General features: G+C 61.5%; 23 protein-coding genes and 1 pseudogene. 18 read left to right on the forward strand and 6 right to left on the reverse strand.

The genetic code is table 11. From position 1 onward, the window contains the following. The first annotated feature begins 73 nt into the window (after window positions 1-73). The 3 genes from BA011_RS08330 (at window position 74) to BA011_RS08340 (ending at window position 3,528) form a co-directional block, all read left to right on the forward strand. Window positions 74-1,393, forward strand: a complete 1,320-nt coding sequence (locus BA011_RS08330) for a peptidoglycan DD-metalloendopeptidase family protein (protein ID WP_065280093.1) — start codon at window positions 74-76, stop codon at window positions 1,391-1,393. Between the two features lie 138 nt (window positions 1,394-1,531). Next, entirely contained in the window at window positions 1,532-3,097 is a 1,566-nt protein-coding gene (locus BA011_RS08335) for a DEAD/DEAH box helicase (RefSeq protein WP_017960621.1), read from the forward strand. An 8-nt stretch (window positions 3,098-3,105) separates the two neighbouring features. Beyond that, window positions 3,106-3,528 carry an NUDIX domain-containing protein gene (locus tag BA011_RS08340; protein WP_065280094.1) on the forward strand — a complete coding sequence of 141 codons (423 nt, stop codon included), beginning with the start codon at window positions 3,106-3,108 and terminating at the stop codon, window positions 3,526-3,528. Here the strand turns inward: BA011_RS08340 and BA011_RS08345 are convergent, their stop codons facing one another. Together BA011_RS08345 and BA011_RS08350 are read right to left on the reverse strand one after the other, a co-directional pair. Then, the gene (locus tag BA011_RS08345) at window positions 3,529-3,846 is read right to left on the reverse strand and encodes a TfoX/Sxy family protein (protein WP_065280095.1); all 318 of its coding nucleotides are present in this window, start codon (window positions 3,844-3,846) and stop codon (window positions 3,529-3,531) included. A gap of 30 nt (window positions 3,847-3,876) precedes the next feature. After that, the gene (locus BA011_RS08350; protein WP_017960624.1) at window positions 3,877-4,371 is read right to left on the reverse strand and encodes a flavin reductase; all 495 of its coding nucleotides are present in this window, start codon (window positions 4,369-4,371) and stop codon (window positions 3,877-3,879) included. A 181-nt stretch (window positions 4,372-4,552) separates the two neighbouring features. On the opposite strand from BA011_RS08350, the gene BA011_RS08355 reads away from it, so the two are divergent. The 5 genes from BA011_RS08355 to purB all read left to right on the forward strand — a co-directional run bounded on the left by BA011_RS08355 (window position 4,553) and on the right by purB (window position 9,010). Further along, complete coding sequence (locus BA011_RS08355; protein ID WP_065280096.1) at window positions 4,553-5,635, forward strand: branched-chain amino acid ABC transporter substrate-binding protein; 1,083 nt, start codon at window positions 4,553-4,555, stop codon at window positions 5,633-5,635. 61 nt (window positions 5,636-5,696) lie between these two features. Further along, entirely contained in the window at window positions 5,697-6,374 is a 678-nt protein-coding gene (rpe, locus tag BA011_RS08360) for a ribulose-phosphate 3-epimerase (protein ID WP_003559730.1), read from the forward strand. Beyond that, window positions 6,371-7,096 (forward strand): DUF2259 domain-containing protein, encoded by a 726-nt coding sequence (locus BA011_RS08365; RefSeq protein ID WP_065280097.1) that lies wholly within the window; start codon window positions 6,371-6,373, stop codon window positions 7,094-7,096. The genes rpe and BA011_RS08365 overlap by 4 nt, the downstream gene beginning before the upstream one ends. 47 nt (window positions 7,097-7,143) lie before the next feature. Beyond that, the gene (locus tag BA011_RS08370; RefSeq protein ID WP_065280098.1) at window positions 7,144-7,629 is read left to right on the forward strand and encodes a hypothetical protein; all 486 of its coding nucleotides are present in this window, start codon (window positions 7,144-7,146) and stop codon (window positions 7,627-7,629) included. Window positions 7,630-7,702: 73 nt separating this feature from the next. Further along, window positions 7,703-9,010 (forward strand): adenylosuccinate lyase, encoded by a 1,308-nt coding sequence (gene purB / locus BA011_RS08375; protein WP_065280099.1) that lies wholly within the window; start codon window positions 7,703-7,705, stop codon window positions 9,008-9,010. Between the two features lie 79 nt (window positions 9,011-9,089). On the opposite strand, the gene BA011_RS08380 is transcribed toward purB, so the two are convergent. From BA011_RS08380 to BA011_RS08390, 3 genes are all read right to left on the reverse strand, one after another. Beyond that, window positions 9,090-9,488, reverse strand: coding sequence for a hypothetical protein (locus BA011_RS08380; protein ID WP_065280100.1), 399 nt, complete (start codon window positions 9,486-9,488; stop codon window positions 9,090-9,092). A 59-nt stretch (window positions 9,489-9,547) separates the two neighbouring features. Next, window positions 9,548-10,036 carry a low affinity iron permease family protein gene (locus BA011_RS08385; RefSeq protein ID WP_065280101.1) on the reverse strand — a complete coding sequence of 163 codons (489 nt, stop codon included), beginning with the start codon at window positions 10,034-10,036 and terminating at the stop codon, window positions 9,548-9,550. Window positions 10,037-10,222: 186 nt separating this feature from the next. Continuing rightward, window positions 10,223-11,035: a DUF2189 domain-containing protein gene (locus tag BA011_RS08390; RefSeq protein ID WP_065282453.1), complete on the reverse strand. Its 813-nt coding sequence runs from the start codon at window positions 11,033-11,035 to the stop codon at window positions 10,223-10,225. A 178-nt stretch (window positions 11,036-11,213) separates the two neighbouring features. On the opposite strand from BA011_RS08390, the gene BA011_RS08395 reads away from it, so the two are divergent. The 7 genes from BA011_RS08395 (at window position 11,214) to BA011_RS08425 (ending at window position 17,185) form a co-directional block, all read left to right on the forward strand. Next, window positions 11,214-11,771 carry an alpha/beta hydrolase gene (locus tag BA011_RS08395; RefSeq protein ID WP_065280102.1) on the forward strand — a complete coding sequence of 186 codons (558 nt, stop codon included), beginning with the start codon at window positions 11,214-11,216 and terminating at the stop codon, window positions 11,769-11,771. A 92-nt stretch (window positions 11,772-11,863) separates the two neighbouring features. Continuing rightward, a complete protein-coding gene (locus BA011_RS08400; RefSeq protein ID WP_065280103.1) occupies window positions 11,864-14,161 on the forward strand; it encodes an EAL domain-containing protein in 2,298 nt (765 codons plus the stop codon). A 294-nt stretch (window positions 14,162-14,455) separates the two neighbouring features. Then, window positions 14,456-15,220: a phosphoribosylaminoimidazolesuccinocarboxamide synthase gene (gene purC, locus BA011_RS08405; protein WP_003540062.1), complete on the forward strand. Its 765-nt coding sequence runs from the start codon at window positions 14,456-14,458 to the stop codon at window positions 15,218-15,220. A 15-nt stretch (window positions 15,221-15,235) separates the two neighbouring features. Further along, complete coding sequence (purS, locus tag BA011_RS08410; RefSeq protein WP_065280104.1) at window positions 15,236-15,478, forward strand: phosphoribosylformylglycinamidine synthase subunit PurS; 243 nt, start codon at window positions 15,236-15,238, stop codon at window positions 15,476-15,478. A 44-nt stretch (window positions 15,479-15,522) separates the two neighbouring features. After that, window positions 15,523-16,077, forward strand: a complete 555-nt coding sequence (locus BA011_RS08415; RefSeq protein WP_065280105.1) for an RNA 2'-phosphotransferase — start codon at window positions 15,523-15,525, stop codon at window positions 16,075-16,077. Then, the gene (gene purQ / locus BA011_RS08420) at window positions 16,074-16,745 is read left to right on the forward strand and encodes a phosphoribosylformylglycinamidine synthase subunit PurQ (RefSeq protein WP_065280106.1); all 672 of its coding nucleotides are present in this window, start codon (window positions 16,074-16,076) and stop codon (window positions 16,743-16,745) included. Before BA011_RS08415 ends, purQ begins: the two co-directional genes overlap by 4 nt. A gap of 44 nt (window positions 16,746-16,789) precedes the next feature. Then, a complete protein-coding gene (locus BA011_RS08425; RefSeq protein ID WP_065280107.1) occupies window positions 16,790-17,185 on the forward strand; it encodes a hypothetical protein in 396 nt (131 codons plus the stop codon). A gap of 72 nt (window positions 17,186-17,257) precedes the next feature. On the opposite strand, the gene BA011_RS08430 is transcribed toward BA011_RS08425, so the two are convergent. Continuing rightward, window positions 17,258-17,515 carry a DUF1127 domain-containing protein gene (locus tag BA011_RS08430; protein WP_017988467.1) on the reverse strand — a complete coding sequence of 86 codons (258 nt, stop codon included), beginning with the start codon at window positions 17,513-17,515 and terminating at the stop codon, window positions 17,258-17,260. An 81-nt stretch (window positions 17,516-17,596) separates the two neighbouring features. Here BA011_RS08430 and BA011_RS08435 point away from each other — a divergent pair, with 81 nt between their 5' ends. The 3 genes and pseudogenes from BA011_RS08435 to purL all read left to right on the forward strand — a co-directional run bounded on the left by BA011_RS08435 (window position 17,597) and on the right by purL (window position 22,068). Then, window positions 17,597-19,015, forward strand: a complete 1,419-nt coding sequence (locus BA011_RS08435; RefSeq protein ID WP_065280108.1) for a PLP-dependent aminotransferase family protein — start codon at window positions 17,597-17,599, stop codon at window positions 19,013-19,015. A 122-nt stretch (window positions 19,016-19,137) separates the two neighbouring features. Beyond that, window positions 19,138-19,715 (forward strand): annotated as a pseudogene (locus BA011_RS08440) (acyloxyacyl hydrolase). 121 nt (window positions 19,716-19,836) lie between these two features. After that, window positions 19,837-22,068: a phosphoribosylformylglycinamidine synthase subunit PurL gene (gene purL / locus BA011_RS08445; protein ID WP_065280110.1), complete on the forward strand. Its 2,232-nt coding sequence runs from the start codon at window positions 19,837-19,839 to the stop codon at window positions 22,066-22,068. Window positions 22,069-22,071: the final 3 nt, after the last annotated feature.

Raw genomic sequence — 22,071 nt, forward strand, 5'->3', positions numbered from 1 at the left:
ATGAAAGCATTCATTAACCATAACGGTGTCTAATTTCCGAAAGAGGCGTAGAGCATCAATCGGGAGAGCCTGCGTGAACAGCGGACATCAGCACCGGGTATTCGGCAGGCGGGCGCAGGAGCATATCCTCATCCTGGCAAGCGGCGACAAGGTCCGCCATATGACGGTCCGGCCATGGATGGCAGCACTTGCCTTCTGCTTCGTCGGCGTGTTCTCGATCGGCTACCTCCTGGCCACGTCCTATCTCGTGCTGCGCGACGACCTGATCGGCGCCACCATGGCCCGCCAGGCCCGCATGCAGCACGATTATGAAGACCGCATCGCCGCCCTCCGCGCGCAGGTCGACCGCATCACCTCCCGCCAGCTTCTCGACCAGCAGGTGGTGGAAGACAAGGTCGACAAGCTGATGGAGCAGCAGATGGCGCTGACCTCGCGCCATGGCAAGCTCGACAATCTGCTCGACCGGGCCGAGAGTTCCGGCCTGACGGAAAAGGACGGCGCCCCGCCTTCACCGTCTTCGCCCGTTCAGTCCTATGCACCCGATGTCAAGGACAAGCGCGCTTCACTCACCGGGAGCGGCATCGAGGCGATCGAGAAACAGCTGGCGAGCGGCGCGCCCGCCGATGCGACGCCCGACAATTCGACGCTTGCCTATGTGCCGGCCACCGACACGGTCGGCGACCGTGCCGACCGCATCTTCTCCAAGGTGACGCTGTCGCTAAAAGATGTCGAACAGGACCAGCGCAGCCGTGTCGAACAGCTGACGAGCGATGCCGGCAATGCCGCCAACGCCATCGAGACCGTGCTGACCCGCTTCAAGATTCCGATGCCCGAGACCGCTGCCAGGAAAGACGACGACGATGCCGTCGGTGGCCCCTATGTCGAGCCGGAAAGCAACGACGGCTTCAACAATTCGCTGGCAGCGCTCGACGGCGCGCTGACCCGGCTCGAAGCAGTGCGCAGTACCGCGGAATCCCTGCCCTTCCGCAATCCCGCTATCGGCAAGGACGTGACCAGCCCCTTCGGCAACCGCCGCGACCCTTTCCTCGGCCGCCTCGCGCTCCATTCCGGCATCGATTTCCGCTTTTCGCCCGGCGAAAGGATCCGCCCGACGGCGCCCGGCAAGGTCATTTCGGCCGGCTGGACCGGTGGCTACGGCAACATGGTCGAGATCGATCACGGCAACGGCATCTCAACGCGCTACGGGCATATGTCGGAGATTCTGGTCAAAGTCGGCGACACGGTCGACCGCAACGACGTCATCGGCCTTGCCGGCAGTACCGGCCGCTCGACGGGCACGCACCTGCATTATGAAGTGCGCCAGGACGGCCATGCCGTCGATCCAGTCTATTTCATGAATGCCGGCCTTAAACTCGCCACCTATATCAAGTAACTCCTGTCCGGTAACCAACGCTTCACTCTGCAATGGGTGCGGCGTCTCTATTTCTTGACTTGCCGGCCATTCGGGGCTATGTCGCGCTGCATTGCGGCATGCAATCCCGCCGACTCGTTCAGAGCTCGGCCGAACGGAATGGAAACAGTTTTCCCTTTGACGACATTTGCTGACCTTGGCCTAAGCCAAAAAGTGCTATCCGCTGTTACGGACGCGGGCTACACGATCCCCACGCCCATTCAGGCGGGAGCCATCCCGTTTGCGCTCGAGCGCCGCGATATTTGCGGTATCGCGCAGACCGGCACTGGCAAGACGGCATCCTTCGTGCTGCCGATGCTGTCACTTCTGGAGAAGGGCCGTGCGCGTGCGCGCATGCCCCGCACGCTGATTCTTGAACCGACGCGCGAACTCGCCGCCCAGGTCGCCGAGAACTTCGAGAAATACGGCAAGAACCACCGCCTTAACGTCGCCCTTCTGATCGGCGGCGTTTCCTTCGAGGACCAGGACCGCAAGCTCGAACGCGGCGCCGATGTGCTGATCTGCACCCCTGGCCGCCTTCTCGACCATTTCGAGCGCGGCAAGCTGCTGATGAGCGGCGTCGAGATCCTCGTCATCGACGAGGCCGACCGCATGCTCGACATGGGTTTCATCCCCGATATCGAGCGCATCGCCAAGATGATCCCGTTCACCCGCCAGACGCTGTTCTTCTCGGCAACCATGCCGTCGGAGATCCAGAAGCTCGCGGACCGTTTCCTGCAGAATCCCGAGCGCATCGAGGTCGCAAAGCCGGCTTCCGCCGCAGCGACCGTGACGCAGCGTTTCGTCGCTTCGCACGGCAAGGATTACGAAAAGCGCGCCGTCCTGCGCGAACTCGTCCGCGCCCAGACCGAACTCAAGAACGCCATCGTCTTCTGCAACCGCAAGAAGGATGTCGCCGATCTGTTCCGGTCGCTCGAGCGTCACGGCTTCTCGGTCGGCGCTCTGCATGGCGACATGGACCAGCGTTCCCGCACGATGACGCTGCAGAGTTTCCGTGACGGCAATCTCCAGCTTCTGGTCGCTTCCGACGTCGCCGCCCGCGGCCTCGATATCCCCGATGTCAGCCACGTCTTCAATTTCGACGTGCCGATCCATTCCGAGGATTACGTCCACCGCATCGGCCGCACCGGCCGTGCCGGCCGCTCGGGTGCCGCCTTCACCCTCGTCACCAAGCGCGACACCAAATTCGTCGATGCCATTGAGAAGCTGATCGGCGAAAAGGTCGAATGGTTGAGCGGTGACCTGACGTCGCTGCCGCCGCCGGCAGAAGACAGCCGGGATAGCGAACGCCCGCGCCGCAATAGCCGCGAGCGTGGCGCCAGAGATGGTGCAGGCCGAGATCGTGCGCCGAGAGAGAATGGCGACAAGGATCGTGGACGCGGACGCGGCAATCGCGCCGCCGCGAGTCATAAATCTGATAACGACATACAGGATAATGGCGTCGACGTGATTGAAGCAGCACCAGTAAAGGCCGACATCGTGAAGAACGAGCGCAAAGCAGAGCAGAAGCCGCAGAACAACGCGCGCAACAGTCGGCCCTACCCGGCAAACGACGACAGCCGCGACCGCCGCCGTCATCGCGACCACGACGACGGCCCGACCCCGGTCGGCTTCGGCGACGATATCCCGGCCTTCATGCTGATCGCCGGCAGCGCCAAGGTCTAAGCATTACCATGGGCAGGCCCGGCATTGATTTCCCGGGTCTCGGCGTCGGCCTGGTGATTCTGCGCGACGCCAGGATCCTTCTTTACAAACGTATGCGATCACCTGAAGCCGGCTATTGGAATATCGTCGGCGGCAAGGTCGATCACATGGAGCCGGCAGAGACTGCCGCGCGCCGTGAGGCCGAAGAGGAAACCGGCCTGACGATCGGCAGTATCGAACGGCTCGGCATGACCGAGCAGATCATCGATGCTGACCGCCAACACTGGATCTCGATTCTCTATCTCGCTCGCGACGTCGAGGGCGAGCCTCAACTGACCGAACCGGACAAGCTCTCGGATTTCGGCTGGTTTCCACTGACGGAATTGCCCGCGCCACTGTCGGCCTTCACCAAGGCGGCGATAGCAGCCTTGTCGCCCGCTGAACGCGGCTAACTATTCGGCGCGAAGCGACGCCTCATAGGCAAGCCTCACCCATTTCGCCATCAGATCGGGATCATCGTAAGCCTCGTCGGGGATCGACCAATAGGGCATTTTTACCGGCTTGCCCTTCTTTCCCTCATAGGTCCATTGCGTGGAGCCAGCGGCGGCAAACTCCGGGGCGCTCGTCTCGTCGGCCTTCAGCAGCATTTCGTCGCGCACTTCGAGCGCGATGATCCGTCCGAGATGATAGATGCCCTTTCCACCGAACATGCGCTTGATCGTGACTGGCCCGAGCCCCTGAAACATTTCCTCGATCCCGGCATTGTCCATTCTCTGCTTCCTCGAATACCGCAAGCCGGATTACAGCGCGTGATAATCCCGGTTCATATAGATGAGCGCCGGGTGCTTTTCGCTGAAGCGGACAGCCGCAACCTCGCCGAAGACGACATTGTGCGTCGGCATTTCCTTAATATCGATCACCCGGCAATCGAAGGCTGCGAGCGCATCGAAGAGAACCGGCGCGCCGGTGACGAGTGTGTCGAAACGGGCGCTGGCGAAGCGGTCGTCATTGGTAAGCGCGGTGCGCCCGGAGAAAGCGTCGGCAACGGCCTGGTGATGAGCGCCAAGCGTGTTGAGCACGAAGACGCCGCTGCGGAAGAAGATCTCGTTCTTCGGATTGGTGTTGTTGAGGCAGATCAGCACAGAGGCCGGATTGTCCGAGACCGAGCAGGCTGCAGTGATGGTGACGCCGCGGCGCAGCTCGCCCATCGCCGTCGTCACGAGCTGCACATGGCCGGCATACCGGCTCATGGCATCGCGATAAAGGCCGGGGTCGATATGCTGCCTGTTCAACACCTGCTTCTCCGTGCGCGCGCCATATGCCTGGATTGTCTTGTCATCGCGCCAATATGGCGAGCATCGGTTACCTTTTCTACAATAGGACCGGTGAAAAGCGCTGCGTTGCGCTTGTTTTTCTTTGACGATCGCGGCCTTGCGGATAAAAGGGCATGGACGATGGCTAGGATTTCCGCCTTTCATGATCAACCTGCGTGGCATAGCAGCTTTTCTGGCGCTGCTGGGAGCGGCGGCTGAAAGCCATGCGGCCGGCGTGACGATCGGTGTCGTCGCCCCTCAGAACGGCCCGCTCGCCCTCCTCGGCGCCCAGATTGCCGCCGGCGCCGGTTTCGAGATCCAGCAGTCCGGAAATACCCTCGTCGCCATCAACGAGACCTGCGAGGAGAATAGTGGTGCCGCGGTCGCCGGAGCGCTTGTCAATGCCAAGGTGCAGGTCGCGGTCGGCTTTCTCTGCAGCGAAACGCTGGAAGGAGCGCTGCCGAAGCTGAAGGACGCCAATATTCCGGCGATCACCGTCTCCGTGCGCTCCCGCATCCTGATGGAGGATGCGCTGAAGAGCGGCTGGCCGCTTTTCCGCGCGGCGCCTGCCGACGGTGCGGAGGCGGCAAAGGTCATCGAGGTGATCCTGAAGGACTGGGCCGCCGATCCGATCGCCCTGATCGAGGACGGCACCATCCATGGCCGCGAACTGACGGAAGCGGTGCGCAACGCGCTGGAGCAGAATGGCCTGAAGCCGGTCTTTACCGATACCTACCGGCCGGGACAGGAGCAGCAGATCGCCCTCGTCCGCCGCCTGAAACGAGCCGGCGCCACCAGGGTCTTCATCGGCGGCGACCGCAACGACATCGCCGTCATCGCCCGCGACGCCAAGGCCGAGAACATCCAGCTGTCCATCCTCGGCGGCGATGCCATGCGCGCCGCCAACCAGCCGCTGCCGCTCGCAGATGGCGTGCGCGCCGTCGCCCTGCCCGAATACGCCCTTCTGCCGGAAAGCGCAGCTACAGCCGATGCGCTGCGCGCCAAAGGCGTCGAGCCGGAAGGTTATGTCCTGCCGTCGCTGGCCGCGGCCCTCATTGCCGGCCAGGCGGGGCAAGCCGCAGCTGCGACGGGCAAGCCCCTCCAGGAAACGCTTCTCGGCACGACATTCCAGACGCCGGTCGGCGCTATCGCCTTCACCGGTGCGCATGAACTTTCGCAAAACCCCTACCGCCTGCTCGAATGGCGGAGCAACGGCTTTTTTCCACCTGCCGCGCCGACGCAATGAGCGGCGTCAGCCTTGAATTCGGGCGCCGCGGACAGATGGACCCCATACGGAGTAAAATTTGATGACGCTGCCCATTCGCATTGCCCCCTCGATCCTCGCAGCGGATTTCGCCAGGCTCGGCGAAGAGGTGCGCGACGTGACGGCTGCCGGCGCCGACTGGATCCATCTCGACGTGATGGACGGCCATTTCGTGCCGAACATTTCCTTCGGCCCCGATGTCATCAAGTCGCTGCGTTCCTACACATCAGCCACCTTCGACTGCCACCTGATGATCTCGCCGGTCGACGACTATCTCGAAGCCTTCGCCAAGGCCGGCTGCGACCGTATCACCGTCCATGCCGAAGCCGGGCCGCATCTGCACCGCTCGCTGCAGACCATCCGTAATCTCGGCAAGAAGGTCGGCGTGACGATCAATCCGGCGACACCGCTCAGCGCGATCGAGAACGTGCTCGACGATGTCGACCTCATCCTGATCATGTCGGTCAATCCCGGCTTCGGCGGACAGAAATTCATTCCGGCGATGGCGAAGAAGATCGCGGCGGCAAAGTCACTGATCGGTGATCGACCGATCGAACTCGAGGTCGACGGCGGCGTCACGGTGGAAACGGCGCCTGATATCGCGCGCGCCGGCGGCAACGTCCTCGTCGCCGGCTCGGCAATTTTCAAGGGCGATACGGTCGAGGATTATCGCCGGACTGTCGCCGATCTGCGTCAGGCAGCCGAAGGGGCACGAGCATGAACAAACGTATGATCATTGGTGGCATGCTTGCTGCCGCATTTGCCGGCCTACCCGGCCTGTCATTTGCCGGCGATATCGCCAATATCCAGCCGATCGGCTTTTCCGCCGACGGCAAGGTCTTCGGATTTCAGGAGTTCGGCATCGAGGAGAGCGGCAACCTTCCCTACTCCAACACCTATTTCATCGATACCGAAGACGGCCACTATCTCGAGGGCACGCCTTTCCATACCGAGTTGACCGACAAGGACGCCAATCTCTCCAAGGCGCGGCGGCAGAACCTGACGGCAGCGCGCAGCCAGATGGACAAATACGATCTTCTGACCAATCCCGGCCTGATCGCCGCCTTCAATCCGCCGACCGAACTTGGCTCGCCCTCGAAGACGCTTCGCTACACCACGCTTGCGACCGACGGTCCGCCGAAGGCGCCCTATACGCTCTCGCTCGGCGAGATGCCGGTGCCGACGCCGAAGGATTGCGCTGCAGTCGACAAGCGGGTCATCGGCTTCAGCCTGCAGATGATCGAGAAGGAAGGCGCTCCGAACCGCCAGGCGGCGCGCCAGGCGACCGCGGTTCCCGCAGAGCGCGCATGTTCCGTCGAATACCGGATCGGTGGCGCCGTGGTCTATCAGCCTGAAGGCGGAAACCAGGTTCACATCGCCCTCGTCCTGGCCTTCGATGCCGACAGGAACGGACGCTGGATCGCCGTTCCGGTTCATCCCTGAGCATGGATCGCCCGAGGACCGATCACCCGAGGACGGATCGCTCCAGGATGGATCGTCTAAGAGCTGCACGGCCGCCCTACCCCGATCTGGTCGGCGGCGCGTTGCTTTGGGGGATGCAGATGCTCGCCGCCGCCATGCTCGGCCTTTACCTGCGCAATGGCCTGCAGACGAGCCGCCTTGCCGAGATCGCCGCACTCTATTTCGCCGGCGGCCTGTTCGCCTGGCCGTTCGCCCTGCCGGTTGCCCGCTTCCTTGCCTATGGCAGGCCGCCGGAAGCACGTTTTGCCGCTTTTTTCGTGACGCTGACAACGGCCACGATCCTGATGACCGCCTTCCTCTTCGCCATGGAATACCGGATCTTCTATTCTCGCTGGCATGCGCCCTTCGGCAGTATCGTCTGGGCTTTCCAGTTCGTCTTCACCAGTATCAGCGCAGTCTATCAGTTCCTGGTGATCGGCCTGCGTCTCTTCCTGCCGCTCGGCCTCGTCTGTCTTGTCGCAAGCAGCTATCATCTTGCCAAACGCATGCGTTGAGATTGCCGCCCGTCTTTGCTACAGGGGCGCTAACCTTGATGAAGCAAACCTCTTGAAGTGAAGGCAGCCGCCCATGATCCCGCGTTATTCCCGGCCCGAAATGGTCGCCATCTGGTCTCCCGAAACCAAGTTTCGCATCTGGTTCGAGATCGAGGCGCATGCCTGCGACGCGCTGGCCGAACTCGGCGTCATCCCGAAATCGGCGGCAAAGACGATCTGGGAAAAGGGCGGCGGCGCCGCCTTCGACGTCGACCGCATCGATGAGATCGAGGCCGTCACCAAGCACGACGTCATCGCCTTCCTCACCCATCTCGCTGAGATCGTCGGCCCGGATGCGCGCTTCGTCCACCAGGGCATGACCTCGTCCGACGTGCTCGACACCTGCTTCAACGTCCAGCTGGTGCGCGCCACCGACATCCTGCTCGCTGATATCGACCGCCTGCTCGAAGCGCTGAAAAACCGCGCGTTCGAACACAAGGACACCGTCACCATCGGCCGTTCGCACGGCATCCACGCCGAGCCCACCACCTTCGGCGTCAAGCTGGCGCTCGCCTATGCCGAATTCGAGCGCTGCCGCCAGCGCCTCGTCGCCGCCCGCGAGGAAGTCGCGACCTGCGCCATATCGGGGGCCGTCGGCACCTTCGCCAATATCGATCCGCGCGTCGAGGAACACGTCGCCGAGGCCCTCGGCCTGAAGGCCGAGCCGGTGTCGACGCAGGTCATCCCGCGTGACCGCCACGCCATGTATTTCGCCACGCTTGGCGTCGTCGCCTCGTCGATCGAGCGGCTGGCGACCGAGATCCGCCACCTGCAGCGCACCGAGGTGCTGGAAGCCGAGGAATATTTCTCGCCCGGCCAGAAGGGCTCTTCGGCCATGCCGCATAAGCGCAACCCGGTTCTGACCGAAAACCTGACCGGCCTTGCCCGCATGGTCCGCTCCTATGCCATGCCGGCAATGGAAAACGTCGCCCTCTGGCATGAACGCGATATTTCCCACTCCTCGGTCGAACGCATGATCGGCCCGGATGCCACGGTGACACTCGATTTCGCCCTGTCGCGGCTTGCCGGCGTCATCGAAAAGCTGCTGGTTTACCCTGAGAACATGGAAAAGAATCTCAACAAATTCCGCGGCCTCGTCCATTCGCAGCGTGTCCTGCTGGCACTGACCCAGGCCGGCACTTCCCGCGAAGATGCCTACCGCCTCGTCCAGCGCAACGCCATGAAGGTCTGGGAACAGGGCAAGGATTTTCTGGAAGAGCTGCTTGCAGACGCCGAAGTCCGCGCCGCATTGTCGGAAGAGGACATCCGCGAAAAATTCGACCTCGGCTATCATACCAAGCATGTCGATACGATCTTCCGGCGCGTGTTTGGGGCGGCGTGAGCGGACCTGCAATCGACGATACAGCGGCGCCCTTGCAGGCGCCGTTTTTCTGCCGGCATACTTCTCCGTCGAGAATCTATCAGACGGCTTCTTTCCTTAGTCGCAGCCTGATCATAACTGGAAAGTAGATGCATGCGACAAGGACAGAAGGCACAGAAATAATTAGGAAAAAAGCTAACAAGGTCAGCCTCTGAATACTTCCACCTGACAACAACAAGAAAGCCGCCACAATCAGCAACAAAATTACTATAAAAATGATTGATGACCAAAGAAATGGCCGTGAATTTATTTCAATGTATTTAACGCGATAAAAAATAAACAATACAAAAACGATTGGCAGCGAAACAATAAACTTTGGAATAAACGCGATAAATCCGATATCTTCGAAGAAAAATGGCAAATGACCTAATGTCATTCCTATGAAATAAGCCTGAAAGAACAGCTCGACCTGCGGCTCTCTAAGAAGGGAGTCGTTCATTTTCCCCTGCCGAGTTGGATTTAATGAACTGAATATAAGTGCCGATTGTATTTCATAGTTTAGCTTTTCTCAAGCGGCCGTTGTTTCTGCTTCGGCGCTTTGGCGGCAACAGAGCGTTTCCGCGCCTCCGCCTTTTTCGACGGCGCCGCATTTGCCGCTTCGGTTGACTCCGATACCCTGCAAGCCTCCGTCTCACCCCTGCCCTTGGCGGCCTTGGCGACCAGCTGGTTGAGGCGCTTCAGCTCCTCCTCGTCGAGATTTTCGATGCCGATGAAACGGTTCTCGGCATGGCTGGTCAGGATGATTTCGTTGAGCTTGGCCTGGATCGCCCGCGTGTCGCGCGTCTGGGCGTTCTGCAGCACGAAGACCATCAGGAAGGTGATGATCGTCGTGCCGGTATTGATGATTAGCTGCCATGTTTCGGAATAGTCGAAGAAGGGGCCGAGCGAGGCCCAAATGACGACAACCGTCAGCGCCAGGATGAAGGCGGCGGGCTTGCCCGCCCATTCCGATGTCTTGGTTGCGAAGCGGGCAAACAGATGCTTCATCGTCACCTCTGGAATCCTCCCTCGACGCCTCCGGAGCATGATGTCGACGACATCATGCTCCGGTTAAACAAACTCCGAGGCAGGTTCGAGGTTCCCAGGGATCTTAGATTCCCCAGGGATCCCAGATTCCCCAAGGGATCCGATATTCCCCTCGGGGTCCGGAATTGCCCGCAGGCGAGGCCGTGGTTATGCTGTGACTTCCCCTTCCCTCCCAATCAGCTTGCGATAGAGATGCCAGGTCGCATGGCCGAGGATCGGGATGACCAGCGCAAGCCCGGCAAAGACCGGGATCGTGCCGATGAGGAGCAGCGCGGCGACGATCAGGCCCCAGAGCAGCACCGGCACCGGATTGAGAATCGTCGCGCGGATCGACGCCGTGACGGCGGCCACCGCCCCGACATCGCGGTCGAGCAGCAGCGGAAAGGTGATGACGGTGATCGCCAGCACGACGAGCGCAAAGACGAAGCCGATGAGATTGCCCCAGAGGATCAGCTGCATGCCCTCCGACGTGCTGAAGACCTGGCGGAAGAAATCCCCCATGCTGCGCGGAAAGACCTCGCCGAGCAGGTTGCTGTAGAGTGTCTGCGCCGTCACCAGCCAGACGATGAAGAGGCCGCAGAGCATCAAGCCGACCGCGACGATCGACGGCAGTGCCGGCGAATGGCGCACGTCGAGCGCATGCGTCCAGGACGCGTCGAGGCCGGCCTCGCGCCGGCGGCTGATCTCGTAAAGGCCGATCGCCGCGATCGGGCCGATCAGCACGAAACCTGCCATCAGCGGGAAGACCATCGGCAAAAGATTGGCGCCTGAGGTCCACAGCGTCAGGAAGACGCCGGCGATCGGGTACATCAGGCACAGGAACACATAGTGGGACGGTTTCTCCATGAAATCATCGTATCCGCGCTTCAGCGCGTCGAAGACGTCGGCGATACCGATGCGATTGACGACGGGCCGCGCTAAGCTTTCGCTTGCACCCGTCATGACGTGAAATGCCGCCATGGCTTTCTCCTCCTCAGCCGAGACTTGATCGGCGGCGGAAAGCATATCGGCGGGCAAGCCGATACGAATTCCGCAACCGGCACTGGAGGAATATAGCAACTTTCAGGGCCCGTGTCGCTCCCTCCCTTGACATCCCCCTCTTGACATCTTGGACCAGCTTTCTCACATCGGCGGCATCATGAAAGCCTCAGACGCAGATATCCTCATCATCCCCGGTTACACCAATTCCGGCCCGAGCCACTGGCAGAGCCGCTGGGAGGCAAAGCTCAGCACGGCGCGGCGCGTTGAACAAGCCGAATGGACGAAGCCGGTCCGCGAGGACTGGATCGCCCGCATCGCCGAGGAGGTGAACGCCTCGACCCGCCCGGTCCTTCTCGTCGCCCATTCGCTGGGCGTCCCCTCGGTGATCCATGCCATCCCGCATTTCCGCAACCGGGTGGCGGGCGCTTTCCTCGTCGCCCCGCCCGATGTCGCCAATCCCGACATTCGACCGAAGCACCTGATGACCTTCGGCCCCTATCCACGCGATCCGCTGCCCTTCCCGTCGATCACCGTGGCCAGCCGCAACGATCCGTTCGGCAGCTACGAGCATGCCGATGATGTCGCCAGCAGCTGGGGCTCCTTCCTCGTCGATGCAGGCGAAGCCGGCCACATCAATGCCGATTCCGGTCATGGCCCCTGGCCCGAAGGCACCATGGTCTTTGCCCAGTTCCTCGGCCGGCTCTCCGCTGATTGAGGAAAACCCGCATTCTCGCTTGTTGAGCAAGTGCTTTCTAAGTCTTTCTTAATGGAATGACAGCAGACTGCGCCGAGGTGAGATAAGCGAGAATGCCCGTGAAGAAAGCCCGTACAGAGGCCGGTGATCCGCATGGCGATGCCGCAGCGGTTGAGGCAGGCATCGGCAATGGGCCAACCGACGATTCCGACCTCACCGAGCGGGAGAGCCGCTGGAATTATGCGCTGGTCGGCTCTGGTCTCGGCGTATGGGATCACAACTACCGTCTCGACCGGAAATATTACTCGCCGACGTGGAAAACCATCCGCGGCATGGCGCCCGACGAGGAAGCCGACGGCGATTACGAGGCCTGGCTGCAGCTCGTTCATCCCGACGATCGTGATTTCGTCGTCCATGCAATCGACCGGCAGAACGCCGGCGATCCAAATTACCAGGTCTTCGAATATCGCGAGCGCCACAAGGACGGCCACTGGGTCTGGATCGAGTGTCGCGGCGCATGCGTCGAATGGGACGAGAACGGCGTGCCGACGCGCATCATCGGCACGGATACGGATATCACCGCCCGCAAGGAAGCCGAGGAGACGCTGTCGCGTTTGTCGCGCCGGCTCGATCTGGCGCTGGAGATTTCCCGCATCGGCGTCTTCGAGGCCGATATCGAGCATGATAGCGTCGAATGGGACGACCGCCTCATTGCCATCTACGGGCTGCAGGGCGCCTCACGCCAGATCGCCAGCGACGCCTGGGCGAAAAGCCTGCATCCCGACGACCGCGAACGCGTGCTTGGCTTGTCCGACCGTAGCGTCGAAAGTGGAAGCGATTTCCAGCAGGAATACCGCATCATCCGCGGCGACGGCGCCGAACGCGTCATCCGCGCCCGCTCGGCCTTCTTCATCGACGGCAACGGCCACCGCAAGCTGATCGGCGCCAACTGGGACGTCACCGAGGAAGTCGCGCTGCGCAACGAACTGCGGCGCGCCAAGGATCTGGCCGAGGCGCGCAACCGCGAGCTCGAAGCCGCCAAGGAGAGCATCGAGCACCTGGCGCTGCACGATTACCTCACCGGCCTGCCGAATCGCCGCTATCTCGACAAGATGCTGGACGACCGCTCGGCGGAATGCCGGGCCAAGGGCCTGGCCCTGGCGATCCTGCATATCGATCTCGACCGCTTCAAGCAGATCAACGACACGCTCGGCCACCGGGCCGGCGACGCCATGCTGCAGCATGCCGCAAGCGTGCTGAGAACGTCCGTCCGCGCCGTCGATTTCGTCGCCCGCATCGGCGGCGACGAATTCGTCATCCTCTGCATCGTCGATCCCGCATCGAAGAAGATCGCCAGCCTTGCCGAACGTGTCATCCGCGAATTGCGCAAACCCGTCAGATATGAGGGGCACGATTGCCGTTTTGGCGCCAGCGTCGGCATCGCCATCGATAGCGGACCGAAGCTCGACGCCAAGCAGATGCTGCTCGACGCCGATATCGCCCTTTATCGTGCCAAGGGCCTGGGCCGCAACCGCTTCGAGTTCTTCTCGGCCTCTGCCCGCCGCGACATCATCTCCGCGAAGCACCTTGCCGACGAGATCCTGATCGGCCTCGAACGCAATGAATTCGTGCCCTTCTATCAGCTGCAGTTCGATGCCCGCACGCTCGATGTCGCAGGCGTCGAAACGCTTGCACGCTGGCAGCACCCGGTGCACGGGCTGCTGACCCCCGACCGCTTCCTCGACATTGCAGAGGACCTCGACGTCGTCTCGACCATCGACGCCCTGATCCTGGAGCGCGCCATTGCCGACCGGAAGGTATGGCTGAAGGACGGGCTGCCGATCCCGAAGATATCGGTCAACGTCTCCGCCAGGCGGCTCGCCGATCCCGATCTCGGCAAGAAGCTCCGCGCCTTGAAGATCGAGCCCGGCACCTTCTCCTTCGAGCTGCTGGAATCGATCTCGCTCGACGATTGCGACGAGGCGGTGGCCGCCAACCTGAAAAAGCTGCGCAAGCTCGGCATCGACATCCAGATCGACGACTTCGGCACCGGCCATGCCTCGATCGTCAGCCTGTTGCGCCTGAGCCCGAAGACGCTGAAGATCGACCGCGAGTTGATCCGCATGCTGCCGCAATCGGCCGAGCAGCGCAAACTCGTCGGCTCGATCATCGATATCGGCCGCTCGCTGAACATCCTCGTCATCGCCGAGGGCGTCGAAACGGCGGAGCATATCCGCATTCTCGAAGAACTCGACTGTGACACGCTGCAGGGCTACGCGCTCGCCCGGCCGATGCCGGCCATGCAGATCCCCTCCTTCATCCGCTCCGGAAACTGGCGGCACGGGCAAATCGCCGCTCGCGCCTTGCAGGCGCAGCTTCGCCGCGCGCTGCCAAGCAGAGCCGCCAAATAAAAACCTGCATAAACGGCTCGCCATTTCGCCTTCATTCCACCGTAGAGGAAAAGGCGCTAAACTCCTCTTGCGAATTCATTCGATTCTCTTGGCGGTATTCCGTAAAATTGGAATCCAAGGCCGCGAAATTCGGAAACCGGGGCCACAGAATCTTGAAACCGGGGCCACAGAATCGTCAAACCGGGGAAGGAGCGACAGGCGGATTGTGAAACCCTCTCTTTTCCTTTAAGGGGACGCCACGAGATCGATCCACTCGCGCTATCCCAAGAGCGCCAACAATAGAGAATGACCACGATGAACCGTCGCCGCCGTATCTACGAGGGCAAGGCAAAGATTCTGTATGAGGGGCCGGAACCGGGCACTTTGATCCAGTTCTTCAAGGACGATGCCACTGCCTTCAACAAGAAGAAACACGAAGTCATCGATGGCAAGGGCGTACTCAACAACCGCATCTGCGAATATATCTTCAGCCACCTGAACAAGATCGGCATCCCTACTCATTTCATCCGCCGGCTCAACATGCGCGAGCAGTTGATCAAGGAAGTAGAGATGATCCCGCTGGAGATCGTCGTGCGCAATGTCGCGGCCGGTTCTCTCGCCAAGCGCCTCGGCATCGACGAAGGCGTCGTGCTGCCGCGCTCGATCATCGAATTCTATTACAAGTCCGACGCGCTCGACGATCCGATGGTCTCCGAAGAGCACATCACCGCCTTCGGCTGGGCAAATCCCGCCGAACTCGATGACATCATGGCGCTTGCCATCCGCGTCAACGACTTCATGACCGGCCTCTTCCTCGGCGTCGGCATCCAGCTCGTCGATTTCAAGATCGAATGCGGCCGTCTCTTCGAAGGCGATATGATGCGCATCATCCTCGCCGACGAAATCTCGCCGGACAGCTGCCGGCTCTGGGATATCGAAACCCACGAGAAGATGGACAAGGACCGCTTCCGCCGCGACCTCGGCGGGTTGCTCGAAGCCTATTCCGAAGTCGCGCGCCGTCTCGGCATCATCAATGAAAACGAGCCTGTGCGCGGCACAGGCCCGGTTCTCGTCAAGTAAGGCAGGAAAGACAAAGTGATCAAGGCTCGTGTCACCGTCACGCTGAAAAACGGCGTTCTCGATCCGCAGGGCAAGGCTATCGAGGGTGCGCTCAGTGCCCTTGGCTTCTCGGGCGTCGGCCATGTAAGACAGGGCAAGGTCTTCGACCTGGAGCTTGATGGCACCGACAAGGGCAAGGCTGAGGCCGACCTCAAGGCCATGTGCGAAAAACTGCTCGCCAATACGGTGATCGAGAACTACGCAATCGCGATCGACTGATGATCACAGACCCGTCGTCCGGCGGACTTTGAGGATTTGGCGTCATGATGAAAGCAAAGCTGGAGACGGAAGTCTCGAAATATATGAGCTATGTTTTGCGTCATGCGCCTGATGCTGCTGGCCTGACGCTTGATAGCGAGGGTTGGGTGTCGTTCGATGAGCTCGAAAAAGCGTTGGCGTCGAAATACGACGTTTCCCGCGCTGATATTATCGAGATCGTCGAAAACAATCCAAAGAAGCGCTTCACGCTTACCGATAACAGAATTCGCGCAAACCAAGGTCATAGCGTCGACGTCGATCTCGCATTGAACCAGGTCGAACCGCCCGCCGCTCTTTTTCACGGCACGTCTCTGACGAACTGGGAGTCGATCGAGCGCGAAGGTTTGCAGAAGATGCAGCGGCACTACGTTCATCTGTCGGCGGATGTCGAAACGGCGAAAATTGTCGCAGCGCGCCGCAAGGGTGAACATCTCATCCTGCGCGTGGACGCGGCCCGCATGTTTTCAGAGGGTCATTCTTTCTTTGTCTCCGACAATGGAGTATGGCTCGCCGAAAGCGTTCCAGTTCAATATCTTTCGCGAAACGCAGGGACCCCATGAAATCAGCCGTCGTTCAACTTCCGGGCCTCAACCGCGACCGCGACATGATCGCCGCCTTGACCAAGATCTCCGGCCAGCCACCGGTGACGATCTGGCAGACGGAAACCGAGATCCCCGATGTCGACCTGATCGTCATCCCCGGCGGTTTTTCTTATGGCGATTATCTGCGCTGCGGCGCGATCGCAGCCCGCATGCCGGTCATGCAGGCAATCATCGACAAGGCTTCAAAGGGCGTGAAGGTCCTCGGCGTCTGCAACGGCTTCCAGATCCTCGTCGAGGCCGGCCTGCTGCCCGGCGCGCTGATGCGCAATTCCTCGCTGAAATTCGTCTGCCGCGAGATCAAACTCGAAGTCGTCAAGGCCGAGACGGATTTCACCCGCGCCTATGCGCAAGGACAGGTCATTCGCTGCCCGGTCGCCCATCATGACGGCAATTATTTCGCCGATGATGCGACGCTGGCTGCGATCGAAGGCAATGGCCAGGTGGTGTTCCGTTATGCCGAAGGCACCAATCCGAACGGCTCGATCAATGATATCGCCGCCGTCATGAACGAAAAGGGCAATGTGCTCGGCATGATGCCGCATCCCGAGAACCTGATCGAGGCCGCCCATGGCGGTTCGGACGGCCGCGGCCTCTTCGCCTCGGCGCTCGACGTCATCGCCGCCTGAACCTCGACACACGAAAATCCTTCTGTTCGGATCTGGAGCAATCGATGCGCCCTCGCCTCTCCGTCGCACACGCCGCCCTGTTGACCGCTCTCGCAGCCATGGTCGCAGCTTGCCAGACGCCGGCGCCGACCGGCCCGAACCGCGCCGCACTGCCGACGATGGAACGCGTGGCGCTTGGCGCCAATGCCTGCTGGTTCAAATCGGGCGATCCGGCCTTTGCAGCCTACAAGCTCGCGCCGGAGCTCAATTCTTTCACCGGCCGTCCGCGCATCCTGCTCGTCCATAAGGGCAGCCCTGAAAGCCGGCCGCTGCTCGTCGTGCAGGCTGAGGGAAGCCCGTCCCGCCTGCAGGCCTTCGGTCCGATGATGCAGGAACCCGTCGCCGGCCGCATCACCGCCGACGTCAATCGCTGGTCCGGCGGCAACAAGGCCTGCAGTTGATCGCGGCGATGACAGCGCCACGCGTCTTTTCAGACGCGCGAAGACCGCTGTAACTCTTTGAGTTCTGCATAATCAGTCCCAGAAAAACGACTTGCCGACTTCGCGCGCGGCATCGGACTGCGACACACCGATATCCTTGAGCTCGGTCGCCGTCAGGCCTCTCAGCGCGCGCCGGCCTTCCCGCTTTTGATGCCAGAGAAGAATGGCGGCCCAGATTCGCTCCAAATGCGTCGTCACCTCGGCGGGCGCGTCTGGGAGGATGATTTGTCTCCTGTCATCACAAGAGACAATCGGTACAATCGGCATTTTGATCTCAGGCAAGGCAGACATTCCAGGAATCCTCTCGGTTTGCCGTTGGAATTGACTCATACGCTTGACCGATACAATGTGCCAATATATACAATTGTCACCATGACAAATTGGCTTCCCGATATTTCCCGCGGCTCTGGGCCGGTCTATCTCCGGCTTGCCGACAGCATCGAATCCGCCATATCAAGCGGCGCCCTGCCCGCCGGCAGCAAATTGCCGCCGCAACGCAACCTTGCCTACGACATCGGCGTGACGATCGGCACGATCGGCCGCGCCTATGCGCTGGTACATGAGCGCGGCCTGGTCGCCGGCGAAGTGGGGCGCGGCACCTATGTGCTGAACCGTTCCGAAACGCCGCCCGGCGAACAGATCGATCCGCTGACCGTGTCACTCGGCGGCACCCGCATCCAGGATGCGCCAGCCAACAAAATCCGCTTCGATACGACAGCCGCTCCCGATCTCGGCCAGGGCAAGATCATCGCTGGCATCCTCGCCGAGATCGGCGAGCAGCATCTTGCCGAAATCTCCTCCTATTCCCGGAGTTTTCCGCGCAACTGGTTCGAGGCCGGCCGCCTGTGGCTTGCCCGCAGCGGCTGGACGCCGGAGGTCGAAAACATCGTGCCGACGCTCGGCGCCCATGCAGCGGCGATTGCTGTCATCGCCGCCGTCTCGGCGCCGGGGGACAAAATCGTCTTCGAGGATCTCACCTATACCCAGGTCAGCCGCAGCGCCCGCCTTCTCGGCCGCCGCACGCTGACGGTCGATTCCGATAAACTGGGCGTAATTCCAGAGGATTTCGAGCGGCTCTGTCAGCAGCAGCATCCGAAGATCGCCTTCCTGATGCCGACCGTCCACAATCCGACGTTGGCGATCATGCCCTATGAGCGGCGCGCGGCAATCGCCGCAATCGCCAGGAAACACGGGGTCTGGCTGATCGAAGACGACCTCTACGGCGGCATGGCCGACGACGATACGCCACTGCTCGCCTCGATCGCGCCCGATCGCACCTTCCTCGTCAATGGCCTGTCGAAATCGGTCGCCGCCGGCGTGCGCGGCGGCTGGGTCGCCTGCCCGCCGCATTTTGCCCAGCGCATCAAGGTGACGCACAGGATGATCACCGGCGGCCTGCCCTTCATCCTGGCGGAGACCTGCGCGCGCCTCGTCGAAGGCGGCATGGCGCACGAGATCCGCAAGGCAAGTGTCGAGGAACTCTCCCGGCGCGTCCGGCTCGCCCGCGAGCAGTTGCAGGGCTTCGATTTCGAATCGCATCCGCACGCGCCCTTCCTCTGGCTGAAACTGCCGGAACCCTGGATGTCGGGCACCTTCAAGAATGCCGCCTTCCGCGACGGCGTGCTCGTCGACGACGAGGACGAGTTCAAGTCGGCGCGCGGAGAGCGACCTTATCATCGCGTTCGCATCGGTTTTTCCTCGCCGAAGACGGGGCAGGAACTGATCTCAGGCCTGATGATCCTGCGCCGGCTGCTGGAAAACGGCGGATCCGCCTATGACGGCGAAATATGACCTGTTGCAAATACACGTCATAATTCGGAAAAAACGCCGGAGCCTATTCGGAGCGCTTCACCGACTCAACCTCCATGTTACCTCTTTGTTGTTCCCGTCTGACGCGAATCAAAGAACAGCAAATGAGGGCCGACTTCGGAAAGATCGCGTTGCGTTTTTTGGTATGGCATCATTAGCAGCGGCAGCCACCATCTCGGTTGTGAGCTCGGCAACTGCCGGCGAGCAGATATTCGATGAACTGCGGTTCGGCGCTTCGGCCTCGGTGCAATCGGGCCACTCCAGGGAAGACGGCGTCTTTCCCGAAATTACCGCTCTCTTCGATCCCTTCGGCTACGATACGGCGGTCGGCTGGCAGCAACAATTGCTGCATCCCCGCGTCCATCTCGGCACCTCGATCGGCACGTCGGGCGAAGCCACCCAGTTCTTCACCGGTTTCACCTGGACGGTCGATTTCAACGAAAGGCTCTTTGCCGAAGCCGGCTTCGGCGGCGTCATCCATACCGGCGATCTCGAGGGCGACGATGACGGCCCGGAACTCGGCTGTCGCGTCCTCTTCCACGAATATCTGGGTGCCGGCTATCGTTTCAACGCCCACTGGAACGTCATGGCTCAGATCGCCCACTCCTCGCACGCCAATCTCTGCGACGGGCCGAACGACGGCATGACGCGCGCCGGTCTGCAGATCGGCTACAAGTTCTGAGTGGTTGCCGCCTTTGCGAAGAAAGCCTGCCCGCCCTCTGTTGACGGCGGGCATTTTCCTGTCGCGCATTGCCGCTACATAAGCTAAAGACAGCGCAAAACGCGCCAGGGACTTTCCGCTCATGACCATTCCAAATACCATCCCGATCACGCCGGAACTCATCGCGGGCCATGGCCTGAAGCCGGACGAGTACCAGCGCATTCTGGATCTGATCGGCCGCGAACCGACGTTTACCGAACTCGGCATCTTCTCGGCCATGTGGAACGAGCACTGCTCCTACAAATCTTCGAAGAAGTGGCTGCGCACGCTGCCGACCAAGGGGCCGCGCGTCATCCAGGGCCCGGGCGAAAATGCCGGCGTGGTCGACATCGATGACGGCGATTGCGTCGTCTTCAAGATGGAGAGCCACAACCACCCCTCCTATATCGAGCCTTATCAGGGTGCTGCGACCGGCGTCGGCGGCATCCTGCGCGACGTCTTCACCATGGGTGCGCGCCCGATCGCTGCGATGAACGCGCTGCGCTTCGGCGAACCGGATCATCCGAAGACCCGCCACCTCGTCTCCGGCGTCGTCTCCGGCGTCGGCGGCTACGGCAATTCTTTCGGCGTGCCGACGGTCGGCGGCGAGGTCGAGTTCGACGCCCGCTACAACGGCAACATCCTCGTCAACGCCTTTGCCGCCGGTATTGCGAAGTCGAACGCCATCTTCCTGTCCGAAGCCAAGGGCGTTGGTCTTCCGGTCGTCTATCTCGGCGCCAAGACTGGCCGCGACGGCGTCGGCGGCGCGACGATGGCGTCGGCCGAATTCGACGAATCGATCGAAGAGAAGCGCCCGACCGTTCAGGTCGGCGACCCCTTCACCGAGAAGTGCCTGCTGGAAGCCTGCCTCGAGCTGATGCAGACCGGCGCCGTCATCGCCATCCAGGACATGGGTGCGGCCGGCCTCACCTGCTCGGCCGTCGAAATGGGCGCCAAGGGCGATCTCGGCATCCTGCTCGAGCTCGACAAGGTGCCGGTCCGCGAAGAGAGGATGACGGCCTACGAAATGATGCTGTCGGAAAGCCAGGAGCGCATGCTCATGGTGCTGCAGCCGGAGAAGGAAGAGGAAGCCAAGGCGATCTTCGTCAAGTGGGGCCTCGACTTTGCCATCGTCGGCTGGACGACCGACGATCTGCGCTTCCGCGTCATGCACCAGGGTGAGGAAGTCGCCAACCTGCCGATCAAGGATCTGGGCGACCAGGCACCGGAATATGATCGCCCCTGGCGCGAATCCGGCAAGCATGCCCCGCTGCCCGCCAATCTCGTCGCCGCTCCTCAGGATTACGGCCAGGCGCTGCTGCAACTCGTCGGCTCCGCCAACCAGTCGAGCCGCCGCTGGGTCTATGAGCAATATGATACGCTGATCCAGGGCAATTCGCTGCAGCTTCCGGGCGGCGATGCCGGCGTCGTACGTGTCGACGGCCATCCCTTCAAGGCGCTTGCCTTCTCCTCCGATGTCACCCCACGTTATGTCGAGGCGGATCCCTTCGAAGGCGGCAAGCAGGCGGTCGCCGAATGCTGGCGCAACATCACCGCGACAGGCGCCGAACCGCTCGCCGCCACCGACAATCTGAACTTCGGCAATCCCGAAAAGCCAGAAATCATGGGCCAGTTCGTTCAGGCGGTGAAAGGCATTGGCGAGGCCTGCCGCGCGCTGGATTTCCCGATCGTGTCAGGCAACGTTTCGCTCTACAACGAGACCAACGGCGTCGCCATCCTGCCGACCCCGACGATCGCAGGCGTCGGCCTGTTGCCGGACTGGCGCAAGATGACCCGCATCGGCAGCGCCAACGATGGCGACAAGGTGATCATGATCGGCGTCGACGGCAGCCATCTCGGCCAGTCCGTCTATCTCCGCGATGTGCTTTCCAGCAGCGAAGGTCCGGCTCCTGAAGTGGATCTGTTCGCCGAAAGACGCAATGGCGATTTCGTCCGCTCCGTGATCCGCAACGGCCAGGCGACCGCCTGCCACGACATTTCCTCAGGCGGCCTTGCCGTGGCGCTCGCCGAAATGGCGATGGCCTCGGGCAAAGGCCTGACGATCGATCTGAGCGAAGGCAAAGGCTCACCGCATGCGCTGCTCTTCGGTGAGGATCAGGCGCGCTACGTCCTGACGTTGCCTGCCGATGTCGCCGATTTCGTCTGCGTCAATGCAGAAGGTGGCGGCGTTCCCTTCCGCCGTCTCGGCACGGTCGGAGGAACGGCGCTCATTGTCGGAGATCTCATCTCGCTGCCGATTCAGCAATTGCGCGATGCCCATGAATCGTGGTTCCCTGATTTCATGGAAGGCCGCGGCGAACTTGCTGCGGAATGATGC

Source organism: Rhizobium leguminosarum, from assembly GCF_001679785.1.
Taxonomy (GTDB): Bacteria; Pseudomonadota; Alphaproteobacteria; order Rhizobiales; family Rhizobiaceae; genus Rhizobium; species Rhizobium leguminosarum_R.

What these genes read in the sequence shown, in the direction of transcription:
- BA011_RS08355 (WP_065280096.1), top strand. Translation starts at nt 4,553, where the DNA reads ATGATCAACCTGCGTGGCATAGCAGCTTTTCTGGCGCTGCTGGGAGCG.
- BA011_RS08430 (WP_017988467.1), bottom strand. Translation starts at nt 17,515, where the DNA reads ATGTCTGCCTTGCCTGAGATCAAAATGCCGATTGTACCGATTGTCTCT.
- rpe (WP_003559730.1), top strand. Translation starts at nt 5,697, where the DNA reads ATGACGCTGCCCATTCGCATTGCCCCCTCGATCCTCGCAGCGGATTTC.
- BA011_RS08400 (WP_065280103.1), top strand. Translation starts at nt 11,864, where the DNA reads ATGCCCGTGAAGAAAGCCCGTACAGAGGCCGGTGATCCGCATGGCGAT.
- BA011_RS08365 (WP_065280097.1), top strand. Translation starts at nt 6,371, where the DNA reads ATGAACAAACGTATGATCATTGGTGGCATGCTTGCTGCCGCATTTGCC.
- purQ (WP_065280106.1), top strand. Translation starts at nt 16,074, where the DNA reads ATGAAATCAGCCGTCGTTCAACTTCCGGGCCTCAACCGCGACCGCGAC.
- BA011_RS08380 (WP_065280100.1), bottom strand. Translation starts at nt 9,488, where the DNA reads ATGAACGACTCCCTTCTTAGAGAGCCGCAGGTCGAGCTGTTCTTTCAG.
- BA011_RS08415 (WP_065280105.1), top strand. Translation starts at nt 15,523, where the DNA reads ATGATGAAAGCAAAGCTGGAGACGGAAGTCTCGAAATATATGAGCTAT.
- purC (WP_003540062.1), top strand. Translation starts at nt 14,456, where the DNA reads ATGAACCGTCGCCGCCGTATCTACGAGGGCAAGGCAAAGATTCTGTAT.
- BA011_RS08385 (WP_065280101.1), bottom strand. Translation starts at nt 10,036, where the DNA reads ATGAAGCATCTGTTTGCCCGCTTCGCAACCAAGACATCGGAATGGGCG.
- BA011_RS08340 (WP_065280094.1), top strand. Translation starts at nt 3,106, where the DNA reads ATGGGCAGGCCCGGCATTGATTTCCCGGGTCTCGGCGTCGGCCTGGTG.
- purB (WP_065280099.1), top strand. Translation starts at nt 7,703, where the DNA reads ATGATCCCGCGTTATTCCCGGCCCGAAATGGTCGCCATCTGGTCTCCC.
- BA011_RS08370 (WP_065280098.1), top strand. Translation starts at nt 7,144, where the DNA reads ATGGATCGTCTAAGAGCTGCACGGCCGCCCTACCCCGATCTGGTCGGC.
- BA011_RS08425 (WP_065280107.1), top strand. Translation starts at nt 16,790, where the DNA reads ATGCGCCCTCGCCTCTCCGTCGCACACGCCGCCCTGTTGACCGCTCTC.
- BA011_RS08345 (WP_065280095.1), bottom strand. Translation starts at nt 3,846, where the DNA reads ATGGACAATGCCGGGATCGAGGAAATGTTTCAGGGGCTCGGGCCAGTC.
- BA011_RS08435 (WP_065280108.1), top strand. Translation starts at nt 17,597, where the DNA reads ATGACAAATTGGCTTCCCGATATTTCCCGCGGCTCTGGGCCGGTCTAT.
- BA011_RS08390 (WP_065282453.1), bottom strand. Translation starts at nt 11,035, where the DNA reads ATGGCGGCATTTCACGTCATGACGGGTGCAAGCGAAAGCTTAGCGCGG.
- purL (WP_065280110.1), top strand. Translation starts at nt 19,837, where the DNA reads ATGACCATTCCAAATACCATCCCGATCACGCCGGAACTCATCGCGGGC.
- BA011_RS08335 (WP_017960621.1), top strand. Translation starts at nt 1,532, where the DNA reads ATGGAAACAGTTTTCCCTTTGACGACATTTGCTGACCTTGGCCTAAGC.
- BA011_RS08395 (WP_065280102.1), top strand. Translation starts at nt 11,214, where the DNA reads ATGAAAGCCTCAGACGCAGATATCCTCATCATCCCCGGTTACACCAAT.